Consider the following 23,058-nt stretch of genomic DNA (forward strand, 5'->3'; position numbering starts at 1 on the left):
ATCGGAATTAAATGCACTTGCATTCAATGCATGTGCATGTAGTGTGCTGCGCATGACCTCTCCGCTCAACGTCCCCGCATCGCAGGAACGCTGGACACCGCGGCTGTGGGGCACCCTGCTCGTGCTCTGCGCCGCGATGTTCCTCGACGCCCTCGATGTCTCGATGGTCGGCGTCGCCCTGCCCTCCATCGCCACCGACCTCGGCCTGTCCACCTCGTCCCTCCAGTGGATCGTCAGCGGCTACATCCTGGGCTACGGCGGACTGCTGCTCCTCGGTGGCCGCGCGGCCGATCTGCTCGGCAGGCGCCGGGTCTTCCTCATCGCGCTCGCCGTCTTCGCGCTCGCCTCCCTGCTGGGCGGGCTCGTCGACTCCGGGCCGCTGCTGATCGCGAGCCGCTTCATCAAGGGCCTGAGCGCCGCCTTCACCGCGCCCGCCGGCCTCTCCATCATCACCACGACCTTCAAGGAGGGCCCGCAGCGCAACCGGGCCCTGTCGATCTACACCACCTGCGCCGCCACCGGCTTCTCCATGGGCCTGGTGCTGTCCGGCCTCCTCACCGAAGTGAGCTGGCGGCTCACGATGCTGCTGCCCGCGCCGATCGCCCTGATCGCGCTGCTCGTGGGCATCAGGCTGATCCCGCGAAGCAGCCGTGAGGACTCCGGCAAGGGCTACGACGTCCCGGGCGCCGTCACGGGTACGGCCGCGATGCTCCTGCTGGTCTTCACCGTCGTCCAGGCGCCCGAGGTGGGCTGGGCCTCGGCCCGTACGCTGCTGTCGTTCCTCGCCGCGGCCGCGCTGCTCACGGCCTTCGTCACGATCGAACGCCGCAGCTCGCACCCGCTGATCCGGCTGGGCGTGCTGCGCTCGGGCAGCCAGATCCGGGCCAATCTGGGTGCCGCGTTCTTCTTCGGCTCGTACGTCGGCTTCCAGTTCCTCGTCACGCAGTACATGCAGTCGCTGCTCGGCTGGTCGGCGCTGCAGACGGCGCTGGCCTTCCTCCCCGCGGGTGCGCTGGTGGCGCTCTCCTCGACGAAGATCGGCTCGGTGGTGGACCGGTTCGGCACGCCGAGGGTGATCGCCATCGGATTCTCGCTGCTCGTGATCGCCTACGCGCTCTTCCTCCGGATCGATCTGTCGCCTGCCTACGCCACGGTGATCCTGCCGTCGATGCTGCTGCTCGGCGCGGCGTGCGCCCTCGTCTTCCCCTCGCTCAACATCCAGGCCACCAACGGGGTGGAGGACCACGAGCAGGGCATGGTCTCCGGACTGCTGAACACGTCGATCCAGGTCGGTGGGGCGATCTTCCTCGCCGTCGTCACCGCGGTGATCACGGCGGGAGGCGACGCGGGCAGCTCGCCGCAGCAGGTGCTGGACAGCTTCCGTCCCGGCCTCGTGGTGGTCACCGTCATCGCGGCGGCGGGTCTGCTCATCACCCTCGCGGGGCTGCGTTCGCGGCGCGCCGCGCAGAGCGGACGGACGGTCCTGGTCGCGAGGTCCGCACCGGACCACGAGTCCGGGCTCCGGACGCGGCACGAGCCCCGGTCGGAGGAGGTCTCGGTCGGCGACTGACTCAGGGCGGCCCACACAGGGCGACCGACACAGGGCAACTGACACAGGTCGACCGACGCAGGCGCTCAGGACGACGACGACACGGTGGCGGTGGCGGTGCGGGGATGGTTGCCCGTGCCGCCACCGTCCTGTGACACTCGCAGCCATGGGGGAACGCACACAGGCGGACCGGGACGCGAGCACCGTCGAGACCGGATACGCGCTGCTGAGCGCGGCGTTCGCGGCCGCGGTGGTCTTCGGCGTGATCGCCGGGCCCAAGCTGATGTTCGTGATGCCGTACGCCGTCGAACGCGGTCTGCTGGTCGCGGGGGCGGCCGCCGCCGCCCTGGTCTTCCCGGTGCGAGTGGTGACCGTGCTGCGCCGCTTCTCACGCACACGGGGCCGAGCGGATCGGCCGGATCAGCCGAGCCACCCGGGCCGCACCAGCCCGGACTCATAGGCCAGCACGACCAGTTGGGCCCGGTCGCGCGCGCCGAGCTTCACCATCGTCCTGCTGACGTGCGTCTTCGCGGTGAGCGGGCTGACCACGAGCTGGCGGGCGATCTCCTCGTTCGACAGCCCGATCCCCACCAGGGCCATCACCTCCCGCTCGCGCTCCGTGAGTTCGGCGAGCGCCTCGGCCCCGGCGGGTTCCTTGGAGCGGGCGGCGAACTCGGCGATGAGCCGGCGCGTCACCCCGGGCGAAAGGAGCGCGTCGCCGTCCACCACCGCCCGTACCGCGCGGAGCAGTTCCTCGGGCTCGGTGTCCTTCACCAGGAACCCGGACGCTCCCGAGCGGATGGCCTCGAAGACGTACTCGTCCAGCTCGAAGGTGGTCAGCATGACGACCTTCACGCCCTCCAGCGCCGCGTCCTCGGTGATGCGCCGCGTGGCGGCGAGTCCATCGAGGAGCGGCATGCGGATGTCCATCAGCACGACGTCCGGCCTGAGTTCGGCGACGTTGCGCACCGCCTCCTCGCCGTCCGCGGCCTCGCCGGCGACCTCGATGTCCGGCTGGGCGTCGAGCAGCGCCCGGAAGCCGGCCCGTACGAGCGACTGGTCATCGGCGAGCAGTACCCGGATCACGGTGTCTCCCTCGATGCCTTCGATGCCTCAGGTGCCTTCGCTGCCTTTGATGCCTTCGATGCCTGAAGTGCCTTCGATACCTTCGCTGCCTCGTTCATCAGCTGCGGTCGACCGGCAGACCGGCGTGGACCTGGAAGCCCCCGTCCGGGCGCGGGCCCGCCTCGATCGTGCCACCGAGCGCGGCGGCACGCTCCCGCATCCCGACCAGTCCGCGGCCGCTGCCGCCCTGGTGCCCTCCGGTGGCGGGCCCGTCGTCGTCGATCCTGAGATCGACGCGGCCGGACGCGTACCCGATACGGACCCGGGCCGTGCGGGCGCCCGAGTGGCGTACCACGTTGGTGAGCGCCTCCTGAATGATCCGGAAGGCGGCGAGGTCCACGCCGGGCGGGAGCGCGGTCCGGGTTCCCTCGGTGCCGACCTCGACCGTGAGCCCGGCCCCGGCGGCCTGCTCGACGAGTTCGGGTAGCCGGTCCAGACCGGGTGCGGGTGCCCGGGGCGCGTCGCCGGGCGTGCGGAGGGTGTCCAGGACCTGCCGGACCTCGCCGAGTGCCTCCTTGCTGGCCGTCTTGATGGTGGTGAGGGCGGTACGGGCCTGCTCGGGATCGGAGTCGAGCAGCGCGAGGCCGACCCCGGCCTGCACATTGATGACGGAGATGGAGTGGGCGAGAACGTCATGGAGTTCCCGGGCGATGCGGAGCCGTTCCTCGTCCGTGCGGCGCTTCTCCGCCGCCGCCCGTTCGGCGCGTTCGCGGGCCCACTGCTCCCTGCGTACGCGCGTCAGCTCGGCGGCCGCGACGATCGCGGCGACCCACGCCGCACCCACCAGCTCCCCGCCCCACGGAGCGGCCCGGTCGTCGCCCGGGGGCAGATACGCGTAGAGCCAGTGCGCGATGAGGAGATGCCCCACCCAGAGCAGGCCGACGGCGCCCCAGGCCGCGTACCGGTGCCCTGCCACGAGGGCGGCGAACACGCCGACCGCGAAGGTGACGAAGACCGGCCCGTACGGATACCCCGCGCCGATGTAGACGAGCGTGACCACCGCCAGCGCGTACACCACGGCGACGGGGTGTCTGCGGCGCATCAGCAGGATCGCGGGCCCGGCGAGCAGCAGCGTGCGGGCCAGGGCGTCGAGGGGCTCGCGGTCGGGCTGGTTCTCGGCCGCGAAGCCCGTACCCACCATCACGAAGACGGCGACGAGGAGGCTGGACAGCCAGGGCACTCGCGTTCCGCCCCACCGGTCCGTTCCGTTCCAACGGCCCGGTCCGTGACGCCACCACGGCGGTTCGCCATGCGCCCACGGCGGTCCGCCGTGCAACCAGGGCGGACCGCCGTGCATCCAGGGCGGACCGCCGTGGGGGCGGGTGCGCTGCTCGTCCATACCGGTCACGCTAGACCCGGCCGGCGCCGGTGGGCGTCAGCCGTGCGCGGTGATCACGCGTACTCCCTGTGGAGTACGCCGGCGGAGCCGGCCGGAGCGAGACCCGCGTCGCGGCCGATGCGGGCGACGGACTGGGCGAAGAAGGTGTCCCGGTCCTCCACGATCTTGGTGAACTGCCCGAACAGTTCGAAGGAGATCAGCCCGAAGACCTGTGACCAGGCGGCCACCAGGGACGCGACGAGCGCCGGGGGCAGATCGGCCGCGAGGCCGGCCGCCATCCGCTCCGCCTCGGGGCGCAGTTCGGCGGCCAGCGGTGGCGGTGCGACGCCGGGACCGCGGTGGGCGTCCCGGGCGACGGTGATGAGGGTGAGCCCGACGCGGGAGGCGGGCGCGATGGTCGTCTGCGGGGCGGCGTAACCGGGCACGGGCGAGCCGTAGATGAGGGCGTACTCGTGGGGGTGGGCGAGCGCCCAGGACCGCACGGCGGTGCAGACGGCTGTCCAGCGCTCGACCGGGTCGGCGTCGGCCGGGCCCGCGGCCCCTTCGGCTGCGGCGCCCACGGAGTCGTAGGCGTCGACGATGAGCGCGGTGAGCAGCTCGTCGCGGCTGGGGAAGTAGCGGTAGAGCGCCGAGGAGACCATGCCGAGCTCGCGTGCGACGGCGCGCAGGGAGAGTTTGGCGGCGCCCTCGGCGGCGAGCTGCGTGCGTGCCTCGTCCTTGATGGCCGCGGTGATCTCGCTGCGGGCCCGCTCCCGGGCGCCTCGCAGGGTGCCGCTGGTGCCGCCGCCCGTACGGCTCCCGTCGTTCGCGCTGTTCATGGAGCCAGTCTGGCACGTTTCGGAGCACCGACCAATAACGAGAGCACTGCTCTTGCTTTGGATCACCCACCTCATGCACACTGCTCTCAACAGAGAGCAGTGCTCTCGCCCCGGTCCGCGGGTCTCATCCATGGAGGTCACCATGTCGTCGTCGCCGCACTACCTCGAGGCCGGACCGATCGCACTCCGCTTCAACCGCCTCGTGGGCTGGCTGGCCCGGCACGGCGTCAGCCTGCTCGGCTCCGCCGAGCTCTCCGTACGCGGACGCAAGAGCGGCCGGATGCAGCGCATCCCCGTCAATCCGCACAGCCACGGCGCGCAGCGGTATCTGATCTCGGCCCGCGGCCACTCCCAGTGGGTGCGCAACATGCGCGTCGCGGGCGGCGGCGAGCTCCGCGTCGGCCGCAAGGTCCGCGGCTTCACCGCCACCGAGGTCACGGACGCCCACGAGAAGCTGCCCGTGCTGCGCACCTATCTGGAGCGCTGGGGCTGGGAGGTCAACCAGTACTTCCAGGGCGTGACCGCCAAGTCCTCCGACGAGGAGATCCTGGCGGCCGCACCCGACCATCCGGTGTTCCTGATCAACGTCAAGGAGTGACGCGCGCCCCGTCGGACTCCGGCTCGCCACTGCCTCCCGGCTCCTCGCGCGCCTCATGGTCCCGCGCCACGGCGACGGGCCCGCTGCGGTCCATCGCCTCCAGGGCCCGCCGTGCGAGCGGGTGGGTGCGCACGAGACCGGCCAGCGACGTCGCACCGCGCGTGATGTCGGCGAACGCCTTCCAGGCCGGCCGGAAGCCGGTGATCGCCGCGTGCAGGATTCCCGGGCGCCGCTCGAACACCGCGAGCATCCGCCGGCCGACGCCCATCTCGACGCCCAGCCCGGCCTTGATGGCGAAGGCGTAGTTCAGCGCCTGGCGGCGCGCGTCGACCGCGTCGTTCGCCTCCGCGACCCGGACCGCCCACTCCCCCGCGAGCCGGCCGGAACGCAGGGCGAACGAGATGCCCTCGCGGGTCCACGGCTCCAGCAGTCCCGCCGCGTCACCGCACACCAGCACCCGTCCGCGCGACAGCGGCGAATCGTCGGCGCGGCAGCGGGTCAGATGCCCGGAAGAGACGGCCGGCTCGAAGCCGGCAAGCCCCAGCCGGGCGATGAAGTCCTCCAGATAGCGCTTCGTCGCGGCCCCTTCGCCGCGTGCCGAGATCACCCCGACGGTCAGCACATCGCCCTTGGGGAACACCCAGCCGTAACTCCCGGGCATCGGGCCCCAGTCGATGAGCACCCGCCCCGCCCAGTCCTCCGCGACGGTCGCCGGCACCGGGATCTCGGCCTCCAGGCCCAGATCCACCTGGTCCATCCTGACCCCGACATGGGCTCCTATCCGGCTGGCGCTGCCGTCCGCGCCGACGACGGCCCGCGCGAGCACCGTCTCTCCGTCCGCGAGGACGACCGCGACCGTACGACGGTCGGGAACCGCCGGTCCGTGCTGCTCGACCCGGGAGACGGTCGCTCCCGTACGCAGCACCGCGCCCGCCTTCTCCGCGTGCTCCACCAGGCTCGCGTCGAACTCGGAACGGTTGATGAGCCCGAAGAGCATCCGGCGCGAGCGGCGTGTACGCGTCAGCCGGCCGTTCATCGAGAAGGTGACCGCGTGCACCCGGTCCTTCAGGGGCAGTTCGAAACCGGGCGGCAGAGCGTCCCGTGAGGGCCCGATGATCCCGCCGCCGCAGGTCTTGTAGCGGGGCAGCTCGGCCTTCTCCAGAAGGAGCACCCGACGGCCCGCGACCGCGGCGGCATAGGCCGCCGACGCTCCCGCGGGCCCTGCGCCGACCACGACGACATCCCACACCGGCTCGCCCTGGCCGCTGACGGCATCTGCGTTCTCGCTGCTCACGATGTGCTTCTGCTCCCGATCCGACTCGTCGCTGGGGCTCTCCACGGCATCCTACGGCGCGACCCGCGGGCGCCCGGCTATGGGAGGATCGCCGTACCTTCGCATTACACACAACGTCGCACCCACAAGGAGCGTGCCCATGACCGCCAATCCGATCGCCGAGACCGTCGCATCCCTGATGCCCCGCGCGAAGGCGGAGCTCACGGAACTCGTGGCGTTCGAATCGGTGGCGGATCCGGCCGTGGCACCCAGGAGCGAGTGCGAGGCCGCCGCGAACTGGGTCGCGGACGCACTGCGCGCCGAGGGCTTCCAGGACGTGGAGCTGCTCGACACCCCCGACGGCTCCCAGTCCGTGTACGGTCTGCTGCCCGGTCCCGAGGGCGCGCCGACCGTGCTGCTGTACGCGCACTACGACGTGCAGCCGAAGCTCGACGAGTCGGCGTGGATCACGCCCCCGTTCGAGCTGACCGAGCGGAACGGCCGTTGGTACGGGCGCGGCGCCGCCGACTGCAAGGGCGGCTTCATCATGCACCTGCTCGCGCTGCGCGCCCTCAAGGCGAACGGCGGCGTGCCGGTCTCGGTCAAGGTCATCGTCGAGGGCTCGGAGGAGCAGGGCACCGGCGGTCTCGAGCGGTACGCCGAGGCCCACCCGGAACTGCTCACGGCCGACGCGATCGTGATCGGCGACACCGGCAACTTCCGGGTGGGACTGCCGACCGTGACGGCGACGCTGCGCGGCATGACGATGATCCGCCTCACGATCGACACCCTCGAGGGCAATCTGCACTCCGGGCAGTTCGGCGGCGCGGCCCCCGACGCGCTGGCCGCGCTGATCCGCGTCCTCGACTCGCTGCGCGCCGAGGACGGCTCGACGGTGATCGAAGGACTCACCGCGGACAGCGTCTGGGAGGGACTCCAGTACCCGGACGCCGACTTCCGCAAGGACGCGAAGGTCCTGGACGGCGTGGACCTGATCGGGCACGGCACGGTCGCCGACCGTATCTGGGCGCGCCCCGCCGTCACGGTGATCGGCATCGACTGCTCCCCGGTCGCCGGTGCGACCCCGTCCGTTCCGGCGAGCGCCCGCGCCCAGATCAGCCTGCGGGTGCCGCCCGGCCAGGACGCGGCCGAGGCGACGAAGCTGCTGTTCGCGCACATCGAGAAGCACACGCCGTGGAACGCGCGGGTGAGCCTGGAGCAGGTCGGCCAGGGCCAGCCGTTCCTCGCGGACGTGAACAGCCCGGCGTACACGTCGATGGCCGACGCCATGCGGATCGCCTACCCGGGCGAGGAGATGCAGAGCGCCGGCATGGGCGGCTCGATCCCGCTGTGCAACACCCTCGCCGAGCTCTACCCGCAGGCGGAGATCCTGCTGATCGGGCTGAGCGAGCCGGAGGCGCAGATCCACGCCGTCAACGAGAGCGTCTCGCCCGAGGAGCTGGAGCGGCTGTCGGTCGCCGAGGCGCACTTCCTGGTGAACTACGCGCGCTCGAAGCAGGGTTAGGCGTCCCGGGGGTCCCGGTCTCCTTACGCGCTGGGCGAAGCTCGCGGAGAGCGGAGACCAGTGCGGCGGACGTGCGCGGCTGCGTACGTTCGCCGTATGGACGTCATCGAGGTACTGCCCCGGCTGCACATGCTGCGTTTCCGGATCGGCCAGGCGTATCTGTGGCGCGACGGCGCGGAACTCACCCTGATCGATTCCGGGGACGTCGACGCGGCCGCGGGGATCGAGAGGGCGGTTCGCGGTCTCGGTGCCGATCCGGCGTCCGTCCGCCGGATCGTCCTCACGCACGGTCATCGCGACCACACCGGCTCGGCGCGGGAGTTCGCGGACCGGTACGGGGCCGAGGTCCTGGCGCACCGGCTGGACGCGCCGGTGATCCGCGGGACGGCGCCCGTCCCCCAACCGGTCCTGCTGGACTGGGAGATCCCGCTGTACGAGCACGCCCTCACGGTGCCGCAGGCGCCACCGGCCCCGGTGGACCGGGAGCTGGAGGACGGCGACGAGCTGGGATTCGGCGGCGGGGCCCGGGTGGTGCACGTCCCGGGCCACACCGACGGCTCGATCGCGGTCCATCTCCCGCGTCACGGTGTGCTGTTCACCGGGGACGCGGTGGCGGGCGTGGGGCAGGTGATGCCGGGTGTGTTCAACGTCGACCGGGGAGCGGCGCTCGCGTCGATGCGCCGGCTGGCCTCCCTCGCGCCCTCCACGGTCTGCTTCGGACACGGCGACCCGGTCACGCGGGACGCGGCGGCGGTGCTGAGCGCCGCGGCCGACGCCGCGTCATGACCCGGCGGCTCACGCCGGGCCGACGGGCACACCGGCCTCCAGGTTGAGCACCGTGCCGCGCTCCCGGGCCCGCAGGGCCCAGCGCAGCCGCTCGTAGCGGGCGGGCGGCAGCATCCCGGCGGCCTCCTCCTCGGAGGCGAAGCGCCAGTCCCGCAGCTCGGGGCCGGGCAGGGTCACGCGGGCGGCCGCGTCGTCGCCGGTGAGCCGTCCGCCGTCGAAGAGGAACCGCAGCCCCCCGTAGCCGGGTGGCCGCGGCGGCTCCCAGTCGACCACCAACAGCCGCGGTACGGCGTCGAGTCGGATCCCCAGCTCCTCGGCGACCTCCCGGATCCCCGCGCGGGCCGGGGCCTCGCCCGACTCGACCACACCCCCGGGGAACTCCCAGCCCGGCTTGTAGGTGGGGTCGACGAGGAGCACCCGGTCACGTTCGTCGAAGAGGAGCACACCGGCGGCGAGTGTCTCGGCGGTCGGTTCGGGTGTCTGCACGATCTCGCTGACCGGGGCCGCGCCGGTGCGTATCGCCTCGGCGACGGCCTCCGCGGTCTCGCGCGGGGTGAGGTACGAGCTGTCCACGGCGTGGGCGTCGGCGGCGAGCCAGCCGAGGGCGCTGCGGTAGTGCTCGATGTGGTCGTACGCGCCCTGTCCCACGCGCTGTTCCCGGTTGTGGCGGCCCGGCTCCTCGCAGGCGGCCGTCCGTGCCCGCAGGATCGTTTCCTCCGGGCGGAGGAGCACATGCCTGACCGGAATGCGACGGGCCGCGAGACCGCCGAAGATCTCGTCGCGGTACTCCTGTCTGAGCAGGGTCATCGGCACCACGAGGACACCGCCCACCTCGGCGAGCAGCGCGGCCATGGTGTCCACGACCAGCCGGCGCCAGATCGGCAGGTCCTGGTGGTCGGTCACTTCGGCGAGACGTTTCTGCGGCAGCAGGGACCGCAACGCGCCGCCGATCGCCTCGGGGTCGTACAACGTGCTGTTCGGGATCAGATCGATCAGTTCGCGGGCGGTGGTCGTCTTCCCCGCGCTGAAAGCACCGTTGATCCAGACGATCACGGTTCCCCCTCCTCCGTAGCCCCCTGTGGACTGCCCGCAACACCCTGCCACGGAAACGTCGCGACCGGCTGTCCCACGGGGGCACCGGGCCGTAACACATCCGGACGGCGCCTCGTTGGGGTTCACGATGAGCGAGGGGGTGCGCAGATGCGCCGTACGGTGCTGGAGCAGTTTCCCGCCGGGGATCCGCGAGGAAGCTGGCCGGCCGAGGAGTTCGCCCGGGCGCGCCGGGACGAGGGCGTGCCGGCGGAGGTCGTGATGGACCTGGAGTCGGACGCGTTCCTCGTGGTGATTCCGCAGCAGGCGGGCGAGTTCCGCCACTGAGAACCCGCCCGCGAGTGGGTCACAGGGCCCAGTACGGGCCCGTGGCGACGCGGTGGAGCAGCCGGACCGCCGAGCCGTCCGGTGTCGTGACGCGGACCTCGAAGCGCAGATGGCGCCCCTTGGGAACGTCCGCGGAGCACAGGAACTGATGGCCGCCGGGGCCCTCCCCGGTGACCGTCAGATAGGGGGACGGGTTCTTGCCCGCCGTGTCGGTCAGATAGAAACGGCCTTCGATCCGGGCGTCCTTGTGGGTGTTGTCGGCGAAGAGCAGGTGCACCAGGGTCGAGTGGCGGCGCGGACCCGAGTGCAGGACGGCGTCGGTGAACGCCAGTCCCGTCCAGACGCCCGAGCGGAGTGCGACATCCACGGCGTTCGACTCGTTCAGCATCGACGGCATGTCGAGGTCCTCCTGGGGCGGGGCGGGGCTCTGTCCGGTCGCGCGGGCGACGATTCCGGGAAAGACGAGATTCTTGAACTGGCGGACACGGGCGTCTCCGGGGCAGGCCGTACCGGACACGGCCCAGTCCGCGTGGAGCCGGTGGTAGCCGTAGCCGGGGTCGGCGGCGGAGCGGCAGACTCGCAGCGGAATGCCGTGCCGCTCGTGCAGCCAGGCGCCGAGCGCGATGAGCTTCTCGACCTGCCGGTCCGTCCATGGGTCGGTGTGCTGCAGGTTGGACGCCGTCTCGATGCTGACCGCGCCGGTGCCGTCGGGGCGCAGGTTCGCCCTGTAGTTGGCGTCGGCCCGGGTCTCGGTGCCGATGTACTGGCCGAGGTCGCCCTCGTAACCGAGACCGAAATGCGACTCGAGGTTGGTGCTCTCGCGCCAGTACTCGTAGATCCGCCGGGCGGTCCACGGTGCGGCGATGCTGTGCAGGATGAACTGCGTGGGCCGGATGGCGGGTTGGGCGTCCGACTCGGGTTGCAGCTCGTACTTGGTGGCGCCTGGGTACCAGGCCATGCGTGGGGTCCCCTTCTGTCGTGCTCATGATCCTGATGCCGCAGGACCGCGTCCGGGAAACCCCGGGCGCCGCTCTTTCGGGCGAGGAAGGGGGCCGGACACCTACCCCTTGCTGGAGCCGAGCGTGAGGCCGGCGATGAAGTGGCGCTGCAGCAGCAGGAAGACCAGGAGCGTCGGCAGGGCGACGATCACCGAACCTGCCGCGAGCAGGTTGTAGTCGGTGAAGAACTGGCCCCTGAGGTTGTTGAGGGCCGAGGTGATCGGGAGCTTGTCGCCGTCGGAGATGAAGACGAGGGCCCACAGGAAGTCGTTGTACATCCACGTGAACTGGAGTGTGCCGAGGGCCGCGAGGGCGGGCCGGCACAGGGGCAGCGTGATCCGCCAGTACTGCGTCCACACTCCGGCGCCGTCGACGATCGCGGCCTCCAGGATCTCCTGCGGCAGCGTGCGCATGAAGTTCGCGAGCACGAAGACGCAGAAGCCGATCTGGAAGCCGACGTGGACGAGGATCACCGCCCAGTACGAGTCGAACATCGTCATCGAGTCCGACATCCAGTAGGGCAGCGGGATGCGGTTGAACAGCACGTACAGCGGGGTGACGATGACCTGCTGCGGGAGCAGGTTGCCCGCGGTGAAGAGCATCAGCAGCAGGATCGAACCGGGCAGCCTCAGCCGGGCGACGGCGAAGGCGACGAAGGACGCGAGGAACAGCGCCAGCAGGACTCCCGGCACGGCGATGATGAGGGAGTTGACGAAGTACTTCGTCATCCCCGAGTCGGTGAACGCCTGCCGGTAGTAGTCGAACGACAGCGACCGGGGCAGCGAGAAGTAGCCGCGCTCGGAGGTCTCGTCGTACGGCCTGAGCGAGGCGTACACCGCGAGGGCCAGGGGAGCCAGGAAGGCCAGCGAGACGGTCATCAGGAACGCGTGCAGTCCGAGCCGGCCAGGGCGCGGGCGTCGCCGCCTGCCCGGGGGCGCCTTCGCGGGAGCCGCCGGGCCGGGCGGTGCGGAGCCGGCGGTCGTGGTGTCGGTGGGCAGCGGGCTCAACGGGTCCTCTCCCCTCGGATCTCCTGGACGAGATAGGTCACGACGAATCCCAGGGAGACGGTCAGCAGCACCACGGCGATGGCCGAGCCGAAGCCGATCCGGCTGGCCTCGCCGATGATGTTGTCGGTGACGAGCACCGAGAGCAGTTCCAGGCCGTTGCGGCCCTTGTTGACGGCGTAGACGATGTCGAAGGCGCGCAGCGCCTCGATGACGGTGATGACGCCGACGATGACGTTGACGGGCCGCAGCGTCGGGAGCACGACGCGGAAGAAGGTCTGTGCCTCCCCCGCCCCGTCGATGGCCGCGGCCTCCTTGAGGGTCGGGTCGACCGCCTTGAGCCCGGCCAGGTAGAGGATCATCACATAGCCGGTGTGCCGCCAGGCGGCGGCCAGCAGGATCATCCAGAGGTTCAGATCCGGGTCGCCGAGCCAGTCGGTGGGGTTCTCGGTGTTGCCGAGGACCGCGTTGAGCGCGCCCTGGTCGCGGGAGAAGACCAGTTGGGCGATGAATCCGACGATGGCCAGCGACAGGACGACGGGCATGTACAGCGTCGACTGGTAGAAGCGGCCGAAGCGCACGCCCCTGTCGACGAGGACGGCCAGCAGCAGCCCGAAGGGTGTGGCCCCCAGACCGAGGAAGGCCAGCCACAGCAGGTTGTGGCGTGCCGCCGGCCAGAACTGCGGATAGCCGGTGAAGAGGTTCGAGTAGTTCTCCGTGCCGACCCACTCGATGTCACCGATGCCGTCCCAGCTGGTGAAGGAGAGCACGACGGAGGCCAGTGTCGGCCCCCAGACGACGACGACGTCGAGCAGGAGGGGTATTCCCAGCAGCACACCGAGGACGGCGAGGTCGCGGGTGGTGAATCTCCGCGGGCCTCGCCGTCCGGTGCGTCGCGCGGTGTTGAGCGCCACGGATCGGATCTCCCTGGGCCGGCAATGGGGGGCGACGGTCAGTCGGAGGCGAAGATGGTCTTCTTCTGCCGCTCGATGTCATTGACCAGTCCGTCCACGTCGTTCGGGTTGCTGATGAACTTCTGGATGGCCGGAATCATCACGGTGGAGGAGAAGTCCGGGCGGGTGTCGCGGTCGAGGAACTGCGAGATCTGCTTGGCGTTCGAGACGAGTTCGACGGCCTTCTTCTGCAGCGGGGTGTACGCGGAGATGTCCGCCTCGTCGCTGACGGCGATGTTGTTCGGGTCGTGCTGGAGGTAGATGTCCTCGGCCCGGCCGGTGGCGAGCCACGTCAGCAGGTCCTTGGCGCTCTCCAGGGTCTTCTCGTTCTTGAGGTTCTTCGACTTCTTCGCGAGCAGATAGCCGTCGATGGGAGCCTCGACGGCGTCCTGCCCGTGCTCCGGGTTGATGACCGGGAACGGGAAGAAGTCCAGGTCCTGCTCCTCGTCGTCCGGGAACTGCGCACCGGGGTGGGGCAGTCCGAAGACGGCCATGCCCGCTTCGCGCTTCTGGAGGCTGGTCGCGGCCTCCTGCCAGGTGCGGCCGTTGGCGCCCTGCTGGCAGTAGGGGAGAAGCCGGCGCCAGGTGTCGAAGACCTCCTTGACCTGCTTGCCGTTCCAGGCTTCCTTCCCGGCCATCAGGTTCTTGTGGAACTCATAGCCGTTGGTGCGCATGTTGATGTAGTCGAAGGTGCCCATGGCGGGCCAGCCGTCCTTGTCGCAGAAGGCGATCGGGACGAGTTTGTCCTTCTGCATCCGCTTGGCCAGCGCCACGTACTCGTCGAGCGTCTTCGGGGCCTGGTAACCGCGTTCCTGGAAGAGGCTCTTCCGGTGGAAGACGGCCCACGGGTAGTAGTAATACGGCGTGAGGTACTGCTTGCCGTCCTCTCCCGTCGACTGGTCCTTGAGGGCCGGCGAGAAGCCCTTGAAGTCCGCCCAGAGGTCCGAAATGTCGTACAGCAGGCCCTTCTTGGCGAAGAACTGCATGCGGTAGCCGGCGAACCACATGAAGACATCGTCCGGCTTGCCCTGCAGATAGCGGTTGATGTTCTCCTGGAACGTGTTGTGGTCGACGGTGTTGACCTTGACCTTTCGGCCTTCCTTCGACTGCTTCTCGTACGCCGTGAACGCCTCGGCGAACGCTTTCCGGGGCACCGGGTCCGACGCGTTGGAGCCCAGCGTGACGGTCTTTCCGTCACCGCCCGGGCCGCCGCCGCAGGCGGTGAGCAGGGACGGCAGCGTGACCGCGCCCGCGCCAAGAGCCGCTCCACGCAGCACATTCCGCCGGGACATCCGATGACCGGCCACACTCCCTGGCACGGTTGATCCGTTGAACGATGACTGCGTCATGTCCCTCTCCTCCGGGGTGCAACCGGTTCAACCAAACACAACCCAACGCGAGGATTGGATCTCACTCTCCAGCTGGTGAGCCGTCAAGGGTTATGACAGGGGAACAGCCAACTGTTACCGCATCTCTTCCAACAGACTCCAACAAGCCCTACCGTAAACGCGCGCAGTTTCTGACACGAACACGACATGCCCTGACTCCGGCATGAGAACGGAGGAACGTCACGATGCGTCACCGTCTCATCCGCACAGACCGGCGAAGAGTGATCGGAGCAATGATCGGCGCCCTGCTCTGCACGACCGGGCTCGCCCCCGTCGCCGTCGCCACACCCGCAGTCGCCGCGCCCGCGCCCATACCCGCGCCCGCCACGGCATCGGCGCCGCAGGTCGACGACGGCCTCGCCCTCACCCCGCCCATGGGATTCAACAACTGGAATTCCACCCATTGCCGGGCGGACTTCAACGAGGCGATGGTCAAGGGCATCGCGGACATCTTCGTCGAGAAGGGCCTCAAGGACGCCGGCTATCAGTACGTCAATCTCGACGACTGCTGGGCACTTCCCCAGCGCGACGCGAACGGCAAACTCGTCCCCGATCCGGTGCGCTTCCCCAACGGCATCAAGGCCGTGGCCGACTATGTCCACTCCAAGGGGCTGAAATTCGGCATCTACACCAGCGCCGGAACGAAAACCTGCAACACCGCGGGATTCCCCGGCGGCCTCGGCCACGAGTACAGCGACGCGCAGCAGTTCGCCGACTGGGGCGTCGACTACCTCAAGTACGACAACTGCAACAACCTGGGCGTGGACGCCAGGCTGCGCTACAACACGATGCGCGACGCGCTCAGGACCACCGGCCGGCCCATCGTCTACAGCCTGTGCGAATGGGGCGAGAACAAGCCCTGGGAATGGGCGGCGGACACCGGCCATCTGTGGCGCACGACCGGTGACATCAGCGACAACTGGGGCTCCATGTTGTCGATCATGAAGCAGAATCTGCCGCTCGCGCCGTACGCCGGTCCCGGCCGGTGGAACGACCCCGACATGCTGGAGGTCGGCAACGGCGGGATGACGGACGTCGAGTACCGCAGCCACTTCTCGATGTGGTCGATCATGGCGGCGCCCCTGCTCATCGGATCCGACCTGCGCAAGGCGACCCCGGCGACGTTCGAGATCCTCGGCAACCGTGAGGTCATCGCCGTCGACCAGGACCCGTTGGGCAAGCAGGGCACGGTGATCTCGTCCGAGGCCGGACGCTGGGTGGTCGCCAAGGAGATGGCCGACGGCAGCCGCGCGGTGGCGCTGTTCAACGAGAGCGGCAGCCCGCAGCGCATCGCGACCACGGCCCGCGCGGTGGGGCTGCCGAACGCCGCGGGCTACCGGCTGCGTGACCTGTGGGCGCACACGAGCCACAACACCGCGGGCACCGTCTCCGCGACGGTCCCCGCCCATGGAACCGTCCTGTTCCGTGTCGCCGCCGACCGCGACTGGTCGCAGCTGCCGCCCGCCGTGGACGTCACCGCGGACGAGCGGCCGATGGCCGAGGCGGGCCGGACCGCAGAGCTGACCAGCACGGTCACCGACCTGGGCCGTACGCCCGCGCTGGACGTGTCGGTCGTGCTGACCGGCCCCCAGGGCTGGGCCGTCGAGGCGACGTCCGGCACCAGGACGCCGGTCCTGCCCAGCGGCAGGAAGCTCAGCACCGGCTGGCGGGTCACCGCACCGGCGGGTACGACGCCGGGAGCGTACGCGCTGACGCTGACGACGACATACGCCTCCCCCGCCGGGCAACGGCTCACCGTCACCGCACCGGTGGGCGTCCACGTCGTCACGCCGCCGCCCGCCGGCACCTCGTACCTCGGCGATCTCGGCCGGCTGAGCGAGGCGAACGGCTGGGGGCCGGTCGAGCAGGACCGCAGCAACGGCGAGAGCGCGGCCGGTGACGGCCAGCCGATCACCATCGGCGGCCAGGTCTTCGCCAAGGGGCTCGGGGTGCACGCGGCGAGCACGGTCGAGTACTACACCGGCGGCCGGTGCACCGGTGTGACCGCTCAGGTGGGCCTGGACGACGAGAAGGGCATCCGCGGCACGGTCACCTTCGAGATCTGGGCGGACGACACCAAGACCGCGTCGACGGGCGCCCTCACCAACGTCATGCCCGCGCATCCGCTCGCGGCGGACGTGACCGGCGCGCAGACGGTACGCCTCGTCGTCACGGACGCCGGCGACGGCATCGACTCCGACCACGCGGACTGGGCGGACCTCAAGCTGACGTGCTGACCCCGGAGCGATGACGGGCCCGGGAGCGGCGGCACGCAGCCGCTCCCGGGCCCGTCGGCGGGTGTCGGGACGGGACGGTCGCCGGGAGCGGCGCTGTCGGTGCGGTGACCCGGTCGGCCGGACAGCGCTTGCCGCTGGAGGGGCGTCGACGCGGCCACCGCACTCCGGGAGCGACGGGTGCGTGGTGGCCGTCCGTCGCTCCGCTCGTGTCCCTCACTCGGCGCAGTGGGTGACGCCTTATGGGTCATTTCATCGAGTCATACGGTGATTTACATGCTTATCGTCGGCGTGTTGACGCCTCATCGGATGGGGGCGTCCGAAGAGATCTCGGAGATCTAATGCGTGCAGCAGTAATCGCCCTCGCCCTCGCAGCCTCGATCGCCACGGCCGCGCCGGCGACCGCCGTAGGAATGGATGACGGAGGCGACGGAAGCGGCGGGAACAGTTTGAAGGTGATCGGCCTCACCAGTGATCAGCGGCTGGTCTCGTTCCGCGAGAACGAGCCCGGCGACGTCCGGTCGATCGGCGCCGTGACGGGGCTGACCGTGGACACCACGCTCGTGGGCATCGACTACCGGGTGCAGAACGGCCTGCTGTACGGGGTCGGCGACCAGGGCGGCGTCTACACCGTGAACCCGCAGACCGCACAGGCGACCAAGGTCCACCAGCTCACGGTCGCCCTGGCCGGCGCGCAGTTCAGCGTGGACTTCAACCCCGCCGCGAACCGCCTGCGGATCACCAGCGACACCGGTCAGAACCTCCGTCACAACATCGACGACCCGTCTGACCCGCTGACCACCGTCGTGGACACCGCGCTGACCAACACGACGCCGCCCGGAGCGGCGCTCGGGGGCACCGGCGCGGCCTACACCAACAACGACCTGGACGCCTCGACGGGCACGACCCTGTTCGTCATCGACACGGTCAACAACCGGGTCTCCATCCAGTCCCCGGCGAACGCGGGTGCCCTCGCCCCCACCGGCGACCTCGGTGTCGACGCGGGCCTGCCGGCCGGCTTCGACATCTACTCCTCGGCCAAGAACGGCACCAACCAGGGCTTCGCCGCCCTTACGGTGGGCGGCGTCGCCGGCTTCTACAAGGTCAACCTGCTGACCGGAGATGCCGCGAGCAAGGGCGCCTTCCCGGACGACGACCAAGTCGTCGACATCGCGCTGGCGCTGAGCCAGCAGCACAAGGACTGACCCCCACGGTCGGTCCGGGTCCTGGGACACACGTGCTGTGCCGGAGTGATGGCTCCGGCACAGCACGGCCGTGTGCGTACCGGGTGAGGGCCCCCTCGACGAGGCACGACGGTCGAGCGTCGCACCGTGCCGTCCGGTCCTGCCCGCGTCGCCCAGAGCTCAGAGCCCTTCAGCAGTTGCCCAGTTGAGCCGTTGAGCCGTTCAGCCGTTCAGCGTCGCCGCCGTCTCCCCGCGCAGGCCGGGCGACGCCGCGGCGGCCGCCCCCAGGAGGCCCGCGTCCGTGCCCGTGAGGGCCGGTGCCACGACGAGCCCCTGGACGAAGGAGAGCGTGGCGTAGTCGCGCAGCGCGCGGCGCAGCGGAGCGAAGAGGATCTCACCCGCGCCCGCAACTCCCCCGCCGATGACGGCGATACGGATCTCCACCAGAGTGGCGGTGGCCGCGATTCCGGCGGCGAGCGCCTGCGCGGCCCGCTCGAAGGAGGCGATCGCGACCGGGTCGCCGGCCGCTGCCGCCGCGGCCACGGCTGCCGCGGACGCGTCGCCGTCCGGACCGGGGCGCCAGCCGTGCTCGATCGCCCGGCGCGCGATGTTGGGACCACTGGCGATCCGCTCCACACAACCACGGGCGCCGCACGGGCAGGGATCGCCGTCGAGATCCACGCTGATGTGGCCGATGTGGCCGGCGTTACCGGTGGGTCCCGGGTGCAGCTTGCCGCCGAGGACGAGCCCGCCGCCGACTCCCGTGGAGACGACCATGCACAGCGCGTCGTCGTAACCGCGCGCGGCACCCTGCCAGTGCTCGGCCGCGGTCATCGCGACACCGTCGCCGACCAGTTCGACGGGAAGGCCGCCGGTGGCCGCTCGCACCCGGTCCACCAGCGGAAACCCGCGCCAGCCGGGGACGTTGACCGGGCTGACCGTACCGGCGGAGGCGTCCACCGGCCCCGCGCTGCCGATGCCGACCGCCGTGACGTGCAGCCACAGCGGTGAGCCGGCGAGTTCGCCGATGACCGACGCGACGGCGCGCATCACCGTCTCCCCGTCCTCGCGCGCCGGAGTCGGCCGCTGTGCCCGCAGGAGAATGCTGCCGCTGCCGTCCACCAGCGCTCCGGCGATCTTGGTACCGCCGATGTCGAGAGCGGCGACGAGGTCGTTATGCATCGGTGTGCGATCTCCCGGGGACTGGGGGTCCCCCCGCACCGGGGGGGTGCGGGGGGAGGACCTGCGGCTTCGGTGACCAGTCTCCATTCCCCTGACAACGTTGTCCAGGGCCTATGCTCGACGCCACAGCCTTGCACAGCGCCCGAGGCGCCCGCAGGCGACACCCGACATGTGCCCGAACGGGCGCCCCCGACGACGACAGGACAGCGCATCGTGGCCGAGTTCGCCCGCCGCTCCGAAACCCGCTACGGCAACCGGCCCACCATGAAGGACGTGGCCGCGCGTGCCGGAGTGGGGCTCAAGACGGTCTCGCGGGTGGTGAACGGCGAGGCGGGCGTCACCCCCGACACCGAGCGCCGAGTGCAGGAGGCCATCGAGGCACTGGGCTTCCGGCGCAACGACAGCGCGCGGGTCCTCCGCAAGGGCCGTACCGCCTCGATCGGGCTGGTCCTGGAGGATCTCGCCGACCCGTTCTACGGCCCGCTGAGCCGCGCGGTCGAGGAAGTCGCCCGGGCGCACGGTGCGCTGCTGATCAACGGTTCCAGCGCGGAGGACCCGGACCGCGAGCAGGAGCTGGTCCTCGCGCTGTGTGCCCGCCGGGTGGACGGGCTGATCGTGATCCCCGCCGGGCACGACCACCGCTATCTGGAGCCCGAGATCAAGGCGGGCATCGCGACCGTGTTCGTGGACCGGCCCGCCGGCCGCATCGACGCGGACGTCGTGCTGTCGGACAGCTTCGGCGGAGCGCGGGAGGGGGTCGCCCATCTGATCGCGCACGGGCACCGGCGGATCGCGTTCATCGGTGACCAGCCGCGCATCCACACCGCCGTGGAGCGGCTGCGGGGCTACCGGGCGGCGATGGAGGACGCCGGGCTTCCGGTGGACGAGCGCTGGGTGTCCCTCGGATCGACCGACCCGGCACGGGTCACCGCGGCGACGGAGGCGGTGCTCTCCGGCCCCGACCCGGTCACCGCCGTCTTCGCCGGCAACAACCGGGTGACCGTGACCGCGGTACGGCTGCTGGCGGGCCGCGAGACACCGGTCGCCCTGGTCGGGTTCGACGACATCGAGCTCGCCGATCTGCTCGGCATCACGGTCATCGCCCAGGACGCGGCCGCGCTCGGCCGTACGGCGGCCGAGCGGCTGTTCCGCCGGCTCGACGGGGTGTCGGACGAACCGGCGGGCGTGGAACTGACGACCAGGCTGATCGCCCGCGGCTCCGGCGAGATCCCTCCGCCCGCCCACTGACCGGGGCGGACGCCCGCGACCGCGCACCGTACGGCCTCACCCCCTGCGCGCGAACCGCACGGGGCGGGGCGCCGCCCGGGCACGCCCGCACGCGGCGGATCAGGACGTACGGACCCGAAGGCCCCCGACGTGGGAGGACGGCAAGCGCAGCGTGACGGGAGCCTCGGGCGGAGCCGCGTTGCGGGCTCCGCCGCGCCCGGGAGGATCATGGGGAACCCGGCCGGGACGCGGGCCGAGTGCCGCACGGCGGCGCCACCGGGGGCGGCGCGGGACCGTCGGTGGCTGTCAGCAGAGCGGAAGGCCGGGCACGGGTTGGTCGTTGTCGCCGCCCTTGACGTAGACGACGCTGACGTAGACGTCCGTGTTGCCGCTGTCGTCGTCCGTCCGCGCCCACCAGACGTTCGCCCAGCGGCCGTACGTCTCCCGGCGGCCCAGATCGACCTGGCAGTAGAAGTAGTTGGTGCCCGCGTTGAGCACGCCCTTCTCACTGCCCGACCGGCTGTACGACGTCGCGGTGCGCCAGACCTCGCAGTTGAACCTACCGCCGCCGACGGCGTGGCAGACCGGGGCCGGGGCTGGATCACCACCGCCTCCGGTGGCGCCGCCGCCGCCCGTGGTGGTCCCGCCCGCCGGTGGCCGATGCCCGCGGCCTCGCGCGGGTCGAGCACGCCGCGTTCGGAGAGCATGTCGTCGAGCGAGGGCCCGTCGACGAGTTCCATCACGATGACCGGGCGGCCCTCGTGCTCGGCCACGTCGTGGACGGCGACGACCCCGGCGTGGCGGACCCGGGCCGCCGCGCGTGCCTCGCGCTGCATCCGCAGCCGCAGATCGGCGAGTTCGGGTGCGGAGGAGTCCGTGTAGGTCCGCAGCTCCTTGACCGCGACCTCGCGGCCGAGCACTTCGTCGAGGGCGCGCCAGACGACACCCATGCCGCCGCGCCCGAGTTGTTCGATCAGCCGATAGCGGCCGGCCAGCCGCTCGTTCTCCCCCGAAGACACCGCTGCCCCGTTCCTCTGCTCGCCTGTGATGTGACGAACAGCGTACGGGGCAGCGTCGGTTGCCCTGTCCGGCGTTACGGGGCCGTGGCCGTGAGGTCGCCCCGGCGCGGCCGCGCGAAGGCCTCGAGCTCGGAGCGGTCGAGCCCGGTGAGACGGGTGACCTCGTCGTCGTCGAGGGCGCCGCAGTCCAGACCGCGCAGCAGATGGCCGCTGAGCGCCTTCGCGGTGGCGGGCTCGTCCATGATGTCGCCCTCGGTCCTGGCGACGTACGCGGCGAGCCGGGCGGCGGCGGCCTCCATGCCCTCGCGGTAGAAGGCGAAGACGGCGGCGTAGCGGGTCGGGAGGTGGCCGGGGTGCATGTCCCAGCCCTGGTAGTACGCGCGGGCCAACGCCCGCCGCGTGAGCCCGTAGTGGAGCCGCCACGCCTCGTGGACGTGGTCCGTGCCGCCGACCGGCAGGACGTTGGTGGAGCCGTCCGAGACCCGGACGCCCGTACCCGCGGCGGCGACCTGCATGATCGCCTTGGCGTGGTCGGCGGCCGGGTGGTCGCTCGCCTGGTAGGCGGCGCTGACGCCGAGGCAGGCGCTGTAGTCGAAGGTGCCGTAGTGCAGTCCGGTGGCGCGGCCCTCGGCGGCGTCGATCATCCGGGCGACGGTGGCGGTGCCGTCGGCGGCGAGGATGGCCTGGCTGGTCTCGATCTGGATCTCGAAGCCGATCCGGCCGGCGTCCTGCCCGTGGGTCTTCTCGAAGGCTTCGAGGAGCCGGACGAAGGCCGTGACCTGCTCGGGATAGGTGACCTTGGGGAGGGTGAGGACGAGGCCGCCCGGCAGGCCGCCGTGCTCCATGAGGCCGGTGAGGAAGACGTCGGTGGTGCGGATGCCGCGGTCGCGTACGGCGGCCTCCATGCACTTCATGCGGATGCCCATGTACGGGGCGGCGGTTCCCTTCGCGTACGCCTCGGAGATCAGCCGGGCGGCGCGGGCGGCGTCCGTGTCCTCGTCGCGGCCGTGGTAGCCGTCCTCGAAGTCGACCCGGAGGTCCTCGACGGGCTCGCGCTCCAGCTTGGCGCGTACCCGCGTGTACACGGGCTCGGCGAGTTCGTCGGAGAGGCCGAGGACGCGGGCCAGGGTCGTGGGGTCCGGGGCGTGCTCGTCGAGCGCGGCGAGGGCCTGGTCGCCCCAGGAGCGGATCGTTCCGGCGTCGAACGCGTCGCCCGGTACGTAGACGGTGTGGACGGGCTGGCGGGTGCCGGGGTCTCCCGGGTAGCGGCGGGCGAGCTCGGCGTCCACCGGTGCGAGGGAGGCGCTGATGTCCTCGCTGACCGCGCCGGCGAGGCTCGTCGCCACCTTCTCCTGCTGACCCATCGCTGCTCACCCTCCTGTTTTCCGCTGCACGGAATCAGTAATCCGTATGGTGAAGCTATCTGGGTGACTGACCTGCGTCAATGGTCCCCTGCAACGGCGCGGGGCCGCACGGTGA

At 71.0% G+C, this 23,058-nt stretch carries 21 protein-coding genes and 1 pseudogene; 9 read left to right on the forward strand and 13 right to left on the reverse strand.

Translation table 11 applies throughout. The features are described from left to right. The first annotated feature begins 52 nt into the window (after positions 1–52). Both OG766_RS03725 and OG766_RS03730 read left to right on the forward strand, forming a co-directional pair. A complete protein-coding gene (locus OG766_RS03725; protein WP_266376375.1) occupies positions 53–1,570 on the forward strand; it encodes an MFS transporter in 1,518 nt (505 codons plus the stop codon). Positions 1,571–1,715: 145 nt separating this feature from the next. Then, positions 1,716–2,009: a DUF6332 family protein gene (locus OG766_RS03730; protein ID WP_266376372.1), complete on the forward strand. Its 294-nt coding sequence runs from the start codon at positions 1,716–1,718 to the stop codon at positions 2,007–2,009. Here the strand turns inward: OG766_RS03730 and OG766_RS03735 are convergent. The 3 genes from OG766_RS03735 to OG766_RS03745 all read right to left on the reverse strand — a co-directional run bounded on the left by OG766_RS03735 (position 1,970) and on the right by OG766_RS03745 (position 4,831). Beyond that, complete coding sequence (locus tag OG766_RS03735; protein WP_266376370.1) at positions 1,970–2,635, reverse strand: response regulator; 666 nt, start codon at positions 2,633–2,635, stop codon at positions 1,970–1,972. The two genes, OG766_RS03730 and OG766_RS03735, sit on opposite strands and share 40 nt — an antisense overlap. A 97-nt stretch (positions 2,636–2,732) precedes the next feature. Next, on the reverse strand, positions 2,733–3,971 hold the full coding sequence (locus tag OG766_RS03740) for a sensor histidine kinase (RefSeq protein WP_423247161.1): 1,239 nt from the start codon (positions 3,969–3,971) through the stop codon (positions 2,733–2,735). A gap of 95 nt (positions 3,972–4,066) precedes the next feature. After that, positions 4,067–4,831 (reverse strand): TetR/AcrR family transcriptional regulator, encoded by a 765-nt coding sequence (locus OG766_RS03745; protein ID WP_266376368.1) that lies wholly within the window; start codon positions 4,829–4,831, stop codon positions 4,067–4,069. 142 nt (positions 4,832–4,973) lie between these two features. On the opposite strand from OG766_RS03745, the gene OG766_RS03750 reads away from it, so the two are divergent. After that, positions 4,974–5,429, forward strand: coding sequence for a nitroreductase/quinone reductase family protein (locus OG766_RS03750; RefSeq protein ID WP_266376365.1), 456 nt, complete (start codon positions 4,974–4,976; stop codon positions 5,427–5,429). Here the strand turns inward: OG766_RS03750 and OG766_RS03755 are convergent. Beyond that, positions 5,419–6,723 (reverse strand): geranylgeranyl reductase family protein, encoded by a 1,305-nt coding sequence (locus OG766_RS03755; protein WP_266378290.1) that lies wholly within the window; start codon positions 6,721–6,723, stop codon positions 5,419–5,421. The two genes, OG766_RS03750 and OG766_RS03755, sit on opposite strands and share 11 nt — an antisense overlap. A 139-nt stretch (positions 6,724–6,862) precedes the next feature. Between OG766_RS03755 and OG766_RS03760 the strand changes: the two genes are divergently transcribed. Continuing rightward, positions 6,863–8,227 carry a dipeptidase gene (locus OG766_RS03760; RefSeq protein ID WP_266376363.1) on the forward strand — a complete coding sequence of 455 codons (1,365 nt, stop codon included), beginning with the start codon at positions 6,863–6,865 and terminating at the stop codon, positions 8,225–8,227. Positions 8,228–8,323: 96 nt separating this feature from the next. Then, positions 8,324–9,013, forward strand: a complete 690-nt coding sequence (locus tag OG766_RS03765; RefSeq protein WP_266376360.1) for an MBL fold metallo-hydrolase — start codon at positions 8,324–8,326, stop codon at positions 9,011–9,013. A gap of 9 nt (positions 9,014–9,022) precedes the next feature. On the opposite strand, the gene OG766_RS03770 is transcribed toward OG766_RS03765, so the two are convergent. Then, positions 9,023–10,066 (reverse strand): NUDIX domain-containing protein, encoded by a 1,044-nt coding sequence (locus OG766_RS03770; RefSeq protein ID WP_266376358.1) that lies wholly within the window; start codon positions 10,064–10,066, stop codon positions 9,023–9,025. A gap of 147 nt (positions 10,067–10,213) precedes the next feature. Between OG766_RS03770 and OG766_RS03775 the strand changes: the two genes are divergently transcribed. Further along, on the forward strand, positions 10,214–10,390 hold the full coding sequence (locus tag OG766_RS03775) for a hypothetical protein (protein WP_266376356.1): 177 nt from the start codon (positions 10,214–10,216) through the stop codon (positions 10,388–10,390). A gap of 19 nt (positions 10,391–10,409) precedes the next feature. On the opposite strand, the gene OG766_RS03780 is transcribed toward OG766_RS03775, so the two are convergent. From OG766_RS03780 to OG766_RS03795, 4 genes are all read right to left on the reverse strand, one after another. Beyond that, complete coding sequence (locus tag OG766_RS03780; protein WP_266376354.1) at positions 10,410–11,348, reverse strand: peptidoglycan recognition protein family protein; 939 nt, start codon at positions 11,346–11,348, stop codon at positions 10,410–10,412. A gap of 102 nt (positions 11,349–11,450) precedes the next feature. Then, on the reverse strand, positions 11,451–12,395 hold the full coding sequence (locus OG766_RS03785) for a carbohydrate ABC transporter permease (protein ID WP_266376351.1): 945 nt from the start codon (positions 12,393–12,395) through the stop codon (positions 11,451–11,453). Next, on the reverse strand, positions 12,392–13,306 hold the full coding sequence (locus OG766_RS03790) for a carbohydrate ABC transporter permease (RefSeq protein WP_328724556.1): 915 nt from the start codon (positions 13,304–13,306) through the stop codon (positions 12,392–12,394). The genes OG766_RS03785 and OG766_RS03790 overlap by 4 nt, the downstream gene beginning before the upstream one ends. A 38-nt stretch (positions 13,307–13,344) precedes the next feature. Further along, positions 13,345–14,637 (reverse strand): ABC transporter substrate-binding protein, encoded by a 1,293-nt coding sequence (locus OG766_RS03795; protein WP_266378287.1) that lies wholly within the window; start codon positions 14,635–14,637, stop codon positions 13,345–13,347. A 281-nt stretch (positions 14,638–14,918) separates the two neighbouring features. On the opposite strand from OG766_RS03795, the gene OG766_RS03800 reads away from it, so the two are divergent. Both OG766_RS03800 and OG766_RS03805 read left to right on the forward strand, forming a co-directional pair. After that, on the forward strand, positions 14,919–16,970 hold the full coding sequence (locus OG766_RS03800) for an NPCBM/NEW2 domain-containing protein (protein ID WP_328724557.1): 2,052 nt from the start codon (positions 14,919–14,921) through the stop codon (positions 16,968–16,970). 338 nt (positions 16,971–17,308) lie between these two features. Then, positions 17,309–18,172, forward strand: coding sequence for a DUF4394 domain-containing protein (locus tag OG766_RS03805; protein ID WP_266376347.1), 864 nt, complete (start codon positions 17,309–17,311; stop codon positions 18,170–18,172). A gap of 201 nt (positions 18,173–18,373) precedes the next feature. On the opposite strand, the gene OG766_RS03810 is transcribed toward OG766_RS03805, so the two are convergent. Continuing rightward, entirely contained in the window at positions 18,374–19,333 is a 960-nt protein-coding gene (locus tag OG766_RS03810) for an ROK family protein (RefSeq protein WP_266376345.1), read from the reverse strand. Positions 19,334–19,597: 264 nt separating this feature from the next. Between OG766_RS03810 and OG766_RS03815 the strand changes: the two genes are divergently transcribed. Beyond that, positions 19,598–20,581 (forward strand): LacI family DNA-binding transcriptional regulator, encoded by a 984-nt coding sequence (locus OG766_RS03815; RefSeq protein WP_266378284.1) that lies wholly within the window; start codon positions 19,598–19,600, stop codon positions 20,579–20,581. 285 nt (positions 20,582–20,866) lie between these two features. Here OG766_RS03815 and OG766_RS36685 read toward each other — a convergent pair whose 3' ends face one another. The 3 genes and pseudogenes from OG766_RS36685 to OG766_RS03825 all read right to left on the reverse strand — a co-directional run bounded on the left by OG766_RS36685 (position 20,867) and on the right by OG766_RS03825 (position 22,943). Then, the gene (locus OG766_RS36685) at positions 20,867–21,058 is read right to left on the reverse strand and encodes a hypothetical protein (RefSeq protein ID WP_266376343.1); all 192 of its coding nucleotides are present in this window, start codon (positions 21,056–21,058) and stop codon (positions 20,867–20,869) included. Positions 21,059–21,216: 158 nt separating this feature from the next. After that, positions 21,217–21,579: pseudogene (locus OG766_RS36690) on the reverse strand (protein kinase domain-containing protein); the annotation flags it as partial. A gap of 74 nt (positions 21,580–21,653) precedes the next feature. Then, positions 21,654–22,943: a DUF6986 family protein gene (locus OG766_RS03825; RefSeq protein ID WP_328724558.1), complete on the reverse strand. Its 1,290-nt coding sequence runs from the start codon at positions 22,941–22,943 to the stop codon at positions 21,654–21,656. Positions 22,944–23,058 lie beyond the last annotated feature (115 nt).

Source organism: Streptomyces sp. NBC_00259, from assembly GCF_036181745.1.
Classification (GTDB): Bacteria; Actinomycetota; Actinomycetes; order Streptomycetales; family Streptomycetaceae; genus Streptomyces; species Streptomyces pratisoli.

What these genes read in the sequence shown, in the direction of transcription:
- OG766_RS03795 (WP_266378287.1), bottom strand. Translation starts at nt 14,637, where the DNA reads ATGTCCCGGCGGAATGTGCTGCGTGGAGCGGCTCTTGGCGCGGGCGCG.
- OG766_RS03800 (WP_328724557.1), top strand. Translation starts at nt 14,919, where the DNA reads ATGCGTCACCGTCTCATCCGCACAGACCGGCGAAGAGTGATCGGAGCA.
- OG766_RS03750 (WP_266376365.1), top strand. Translation starts at nt 4,974, where the DNA reads ATGTCGTCGTCGCCGCACTACCTCGAGGCCGGACCGATCGCACTCCGC.
- OG766_RS03765 (WP_266376360.1), top strand. Translation starts at nt 8,324, where the DNA reads ATGGACGTCATCGAGGTACTGCCCCGGCTGCACATGCTGCGTTTCCGG.
- OG766_RS03745 (WP_266376368.1), bottom strand. Translation starts at nt 4,831, where the DNA reads ATGAACAGCGCGAACGACGGGAGCCGTACGGGCGGCGGCACCAGCGGC.
- OG766_RS03740 (WP_423247161.1), bottom strand. Translation starts at nt 3,971, where the DNA reads ATGCACGGCGGTCCGCCCTGGTTGCACGGCGGACCGCCGTGGGCGCAT.
- OG766_RS03775 (WP_266376356.1), top strand. Translation starts at nt 10,214, where the DNA reads ATGCGCCGTACGGTGCTGGAGCAGTTTCCCGCCGGGGATCCGCGAGGA.
- OG766_RS03725 (WP_266376375.1), top strand. Translation starts at nt 53, where the DNA reads ATGACCTCTCCGCTCAACGTCCCCGCATCGCAGGAACGCTGGACACCG.
- OG766_RS03815 (WP_266378284.1), top strand. Translation starts at nt 19,598, where the DNA reads ATGAAGGACGTGGCCGCGCGTGCCGGAGTGGGGCTCAAGACGGTCTCG.
- OG766_RS03805 (WP_266376347.1), top strand. Translation starts at nt 17,309, where the DNA reads ATGCGTGCAGCAGTAATCGCCCTCGCCCTCGCAGCCTCGATCGCCACG.
- OG766_RS03780 (WP_266376354.1), bottom strand. Translation starts at nt 11,348, where the DNA reads ATGGCCTGGTACCCAGGCGCCACCAAGTACGAGCTGCAACCCGAGTCG.
- OG766_RS03730 (WP_266376372.1), top strand. Translation starts at nt 1,716, where the DNA reads ATGGGGGAACGCACACAGGCGGACCGGGACGCGAGCACCGTCGAGACC.
- OG766_RS03760 (WP_266376363.1), top strand. Translation starts at nt 6,863, where the DNA reads ATGACCGCCAATCCGATCGCCGAGACCGTCGCATCCCTGATGCCCCGC.
- OG766_RS03825 (WP_328724558.1), bottom strand. Translation starts at nt 22,943, where the DNA reads ATGGGTCAGCAGGAGAAGGTGGCGACGAGCCTCGCCGGCGCGGTCAGC.
- OG766_RS03810 (WP_266376345.1), bottom strand. Translation starts at nt 19,333, where the DNA reads ATGCATAACGACCTCGTCGCCGCTCTCGACATCGGCGGTACCAAGATC.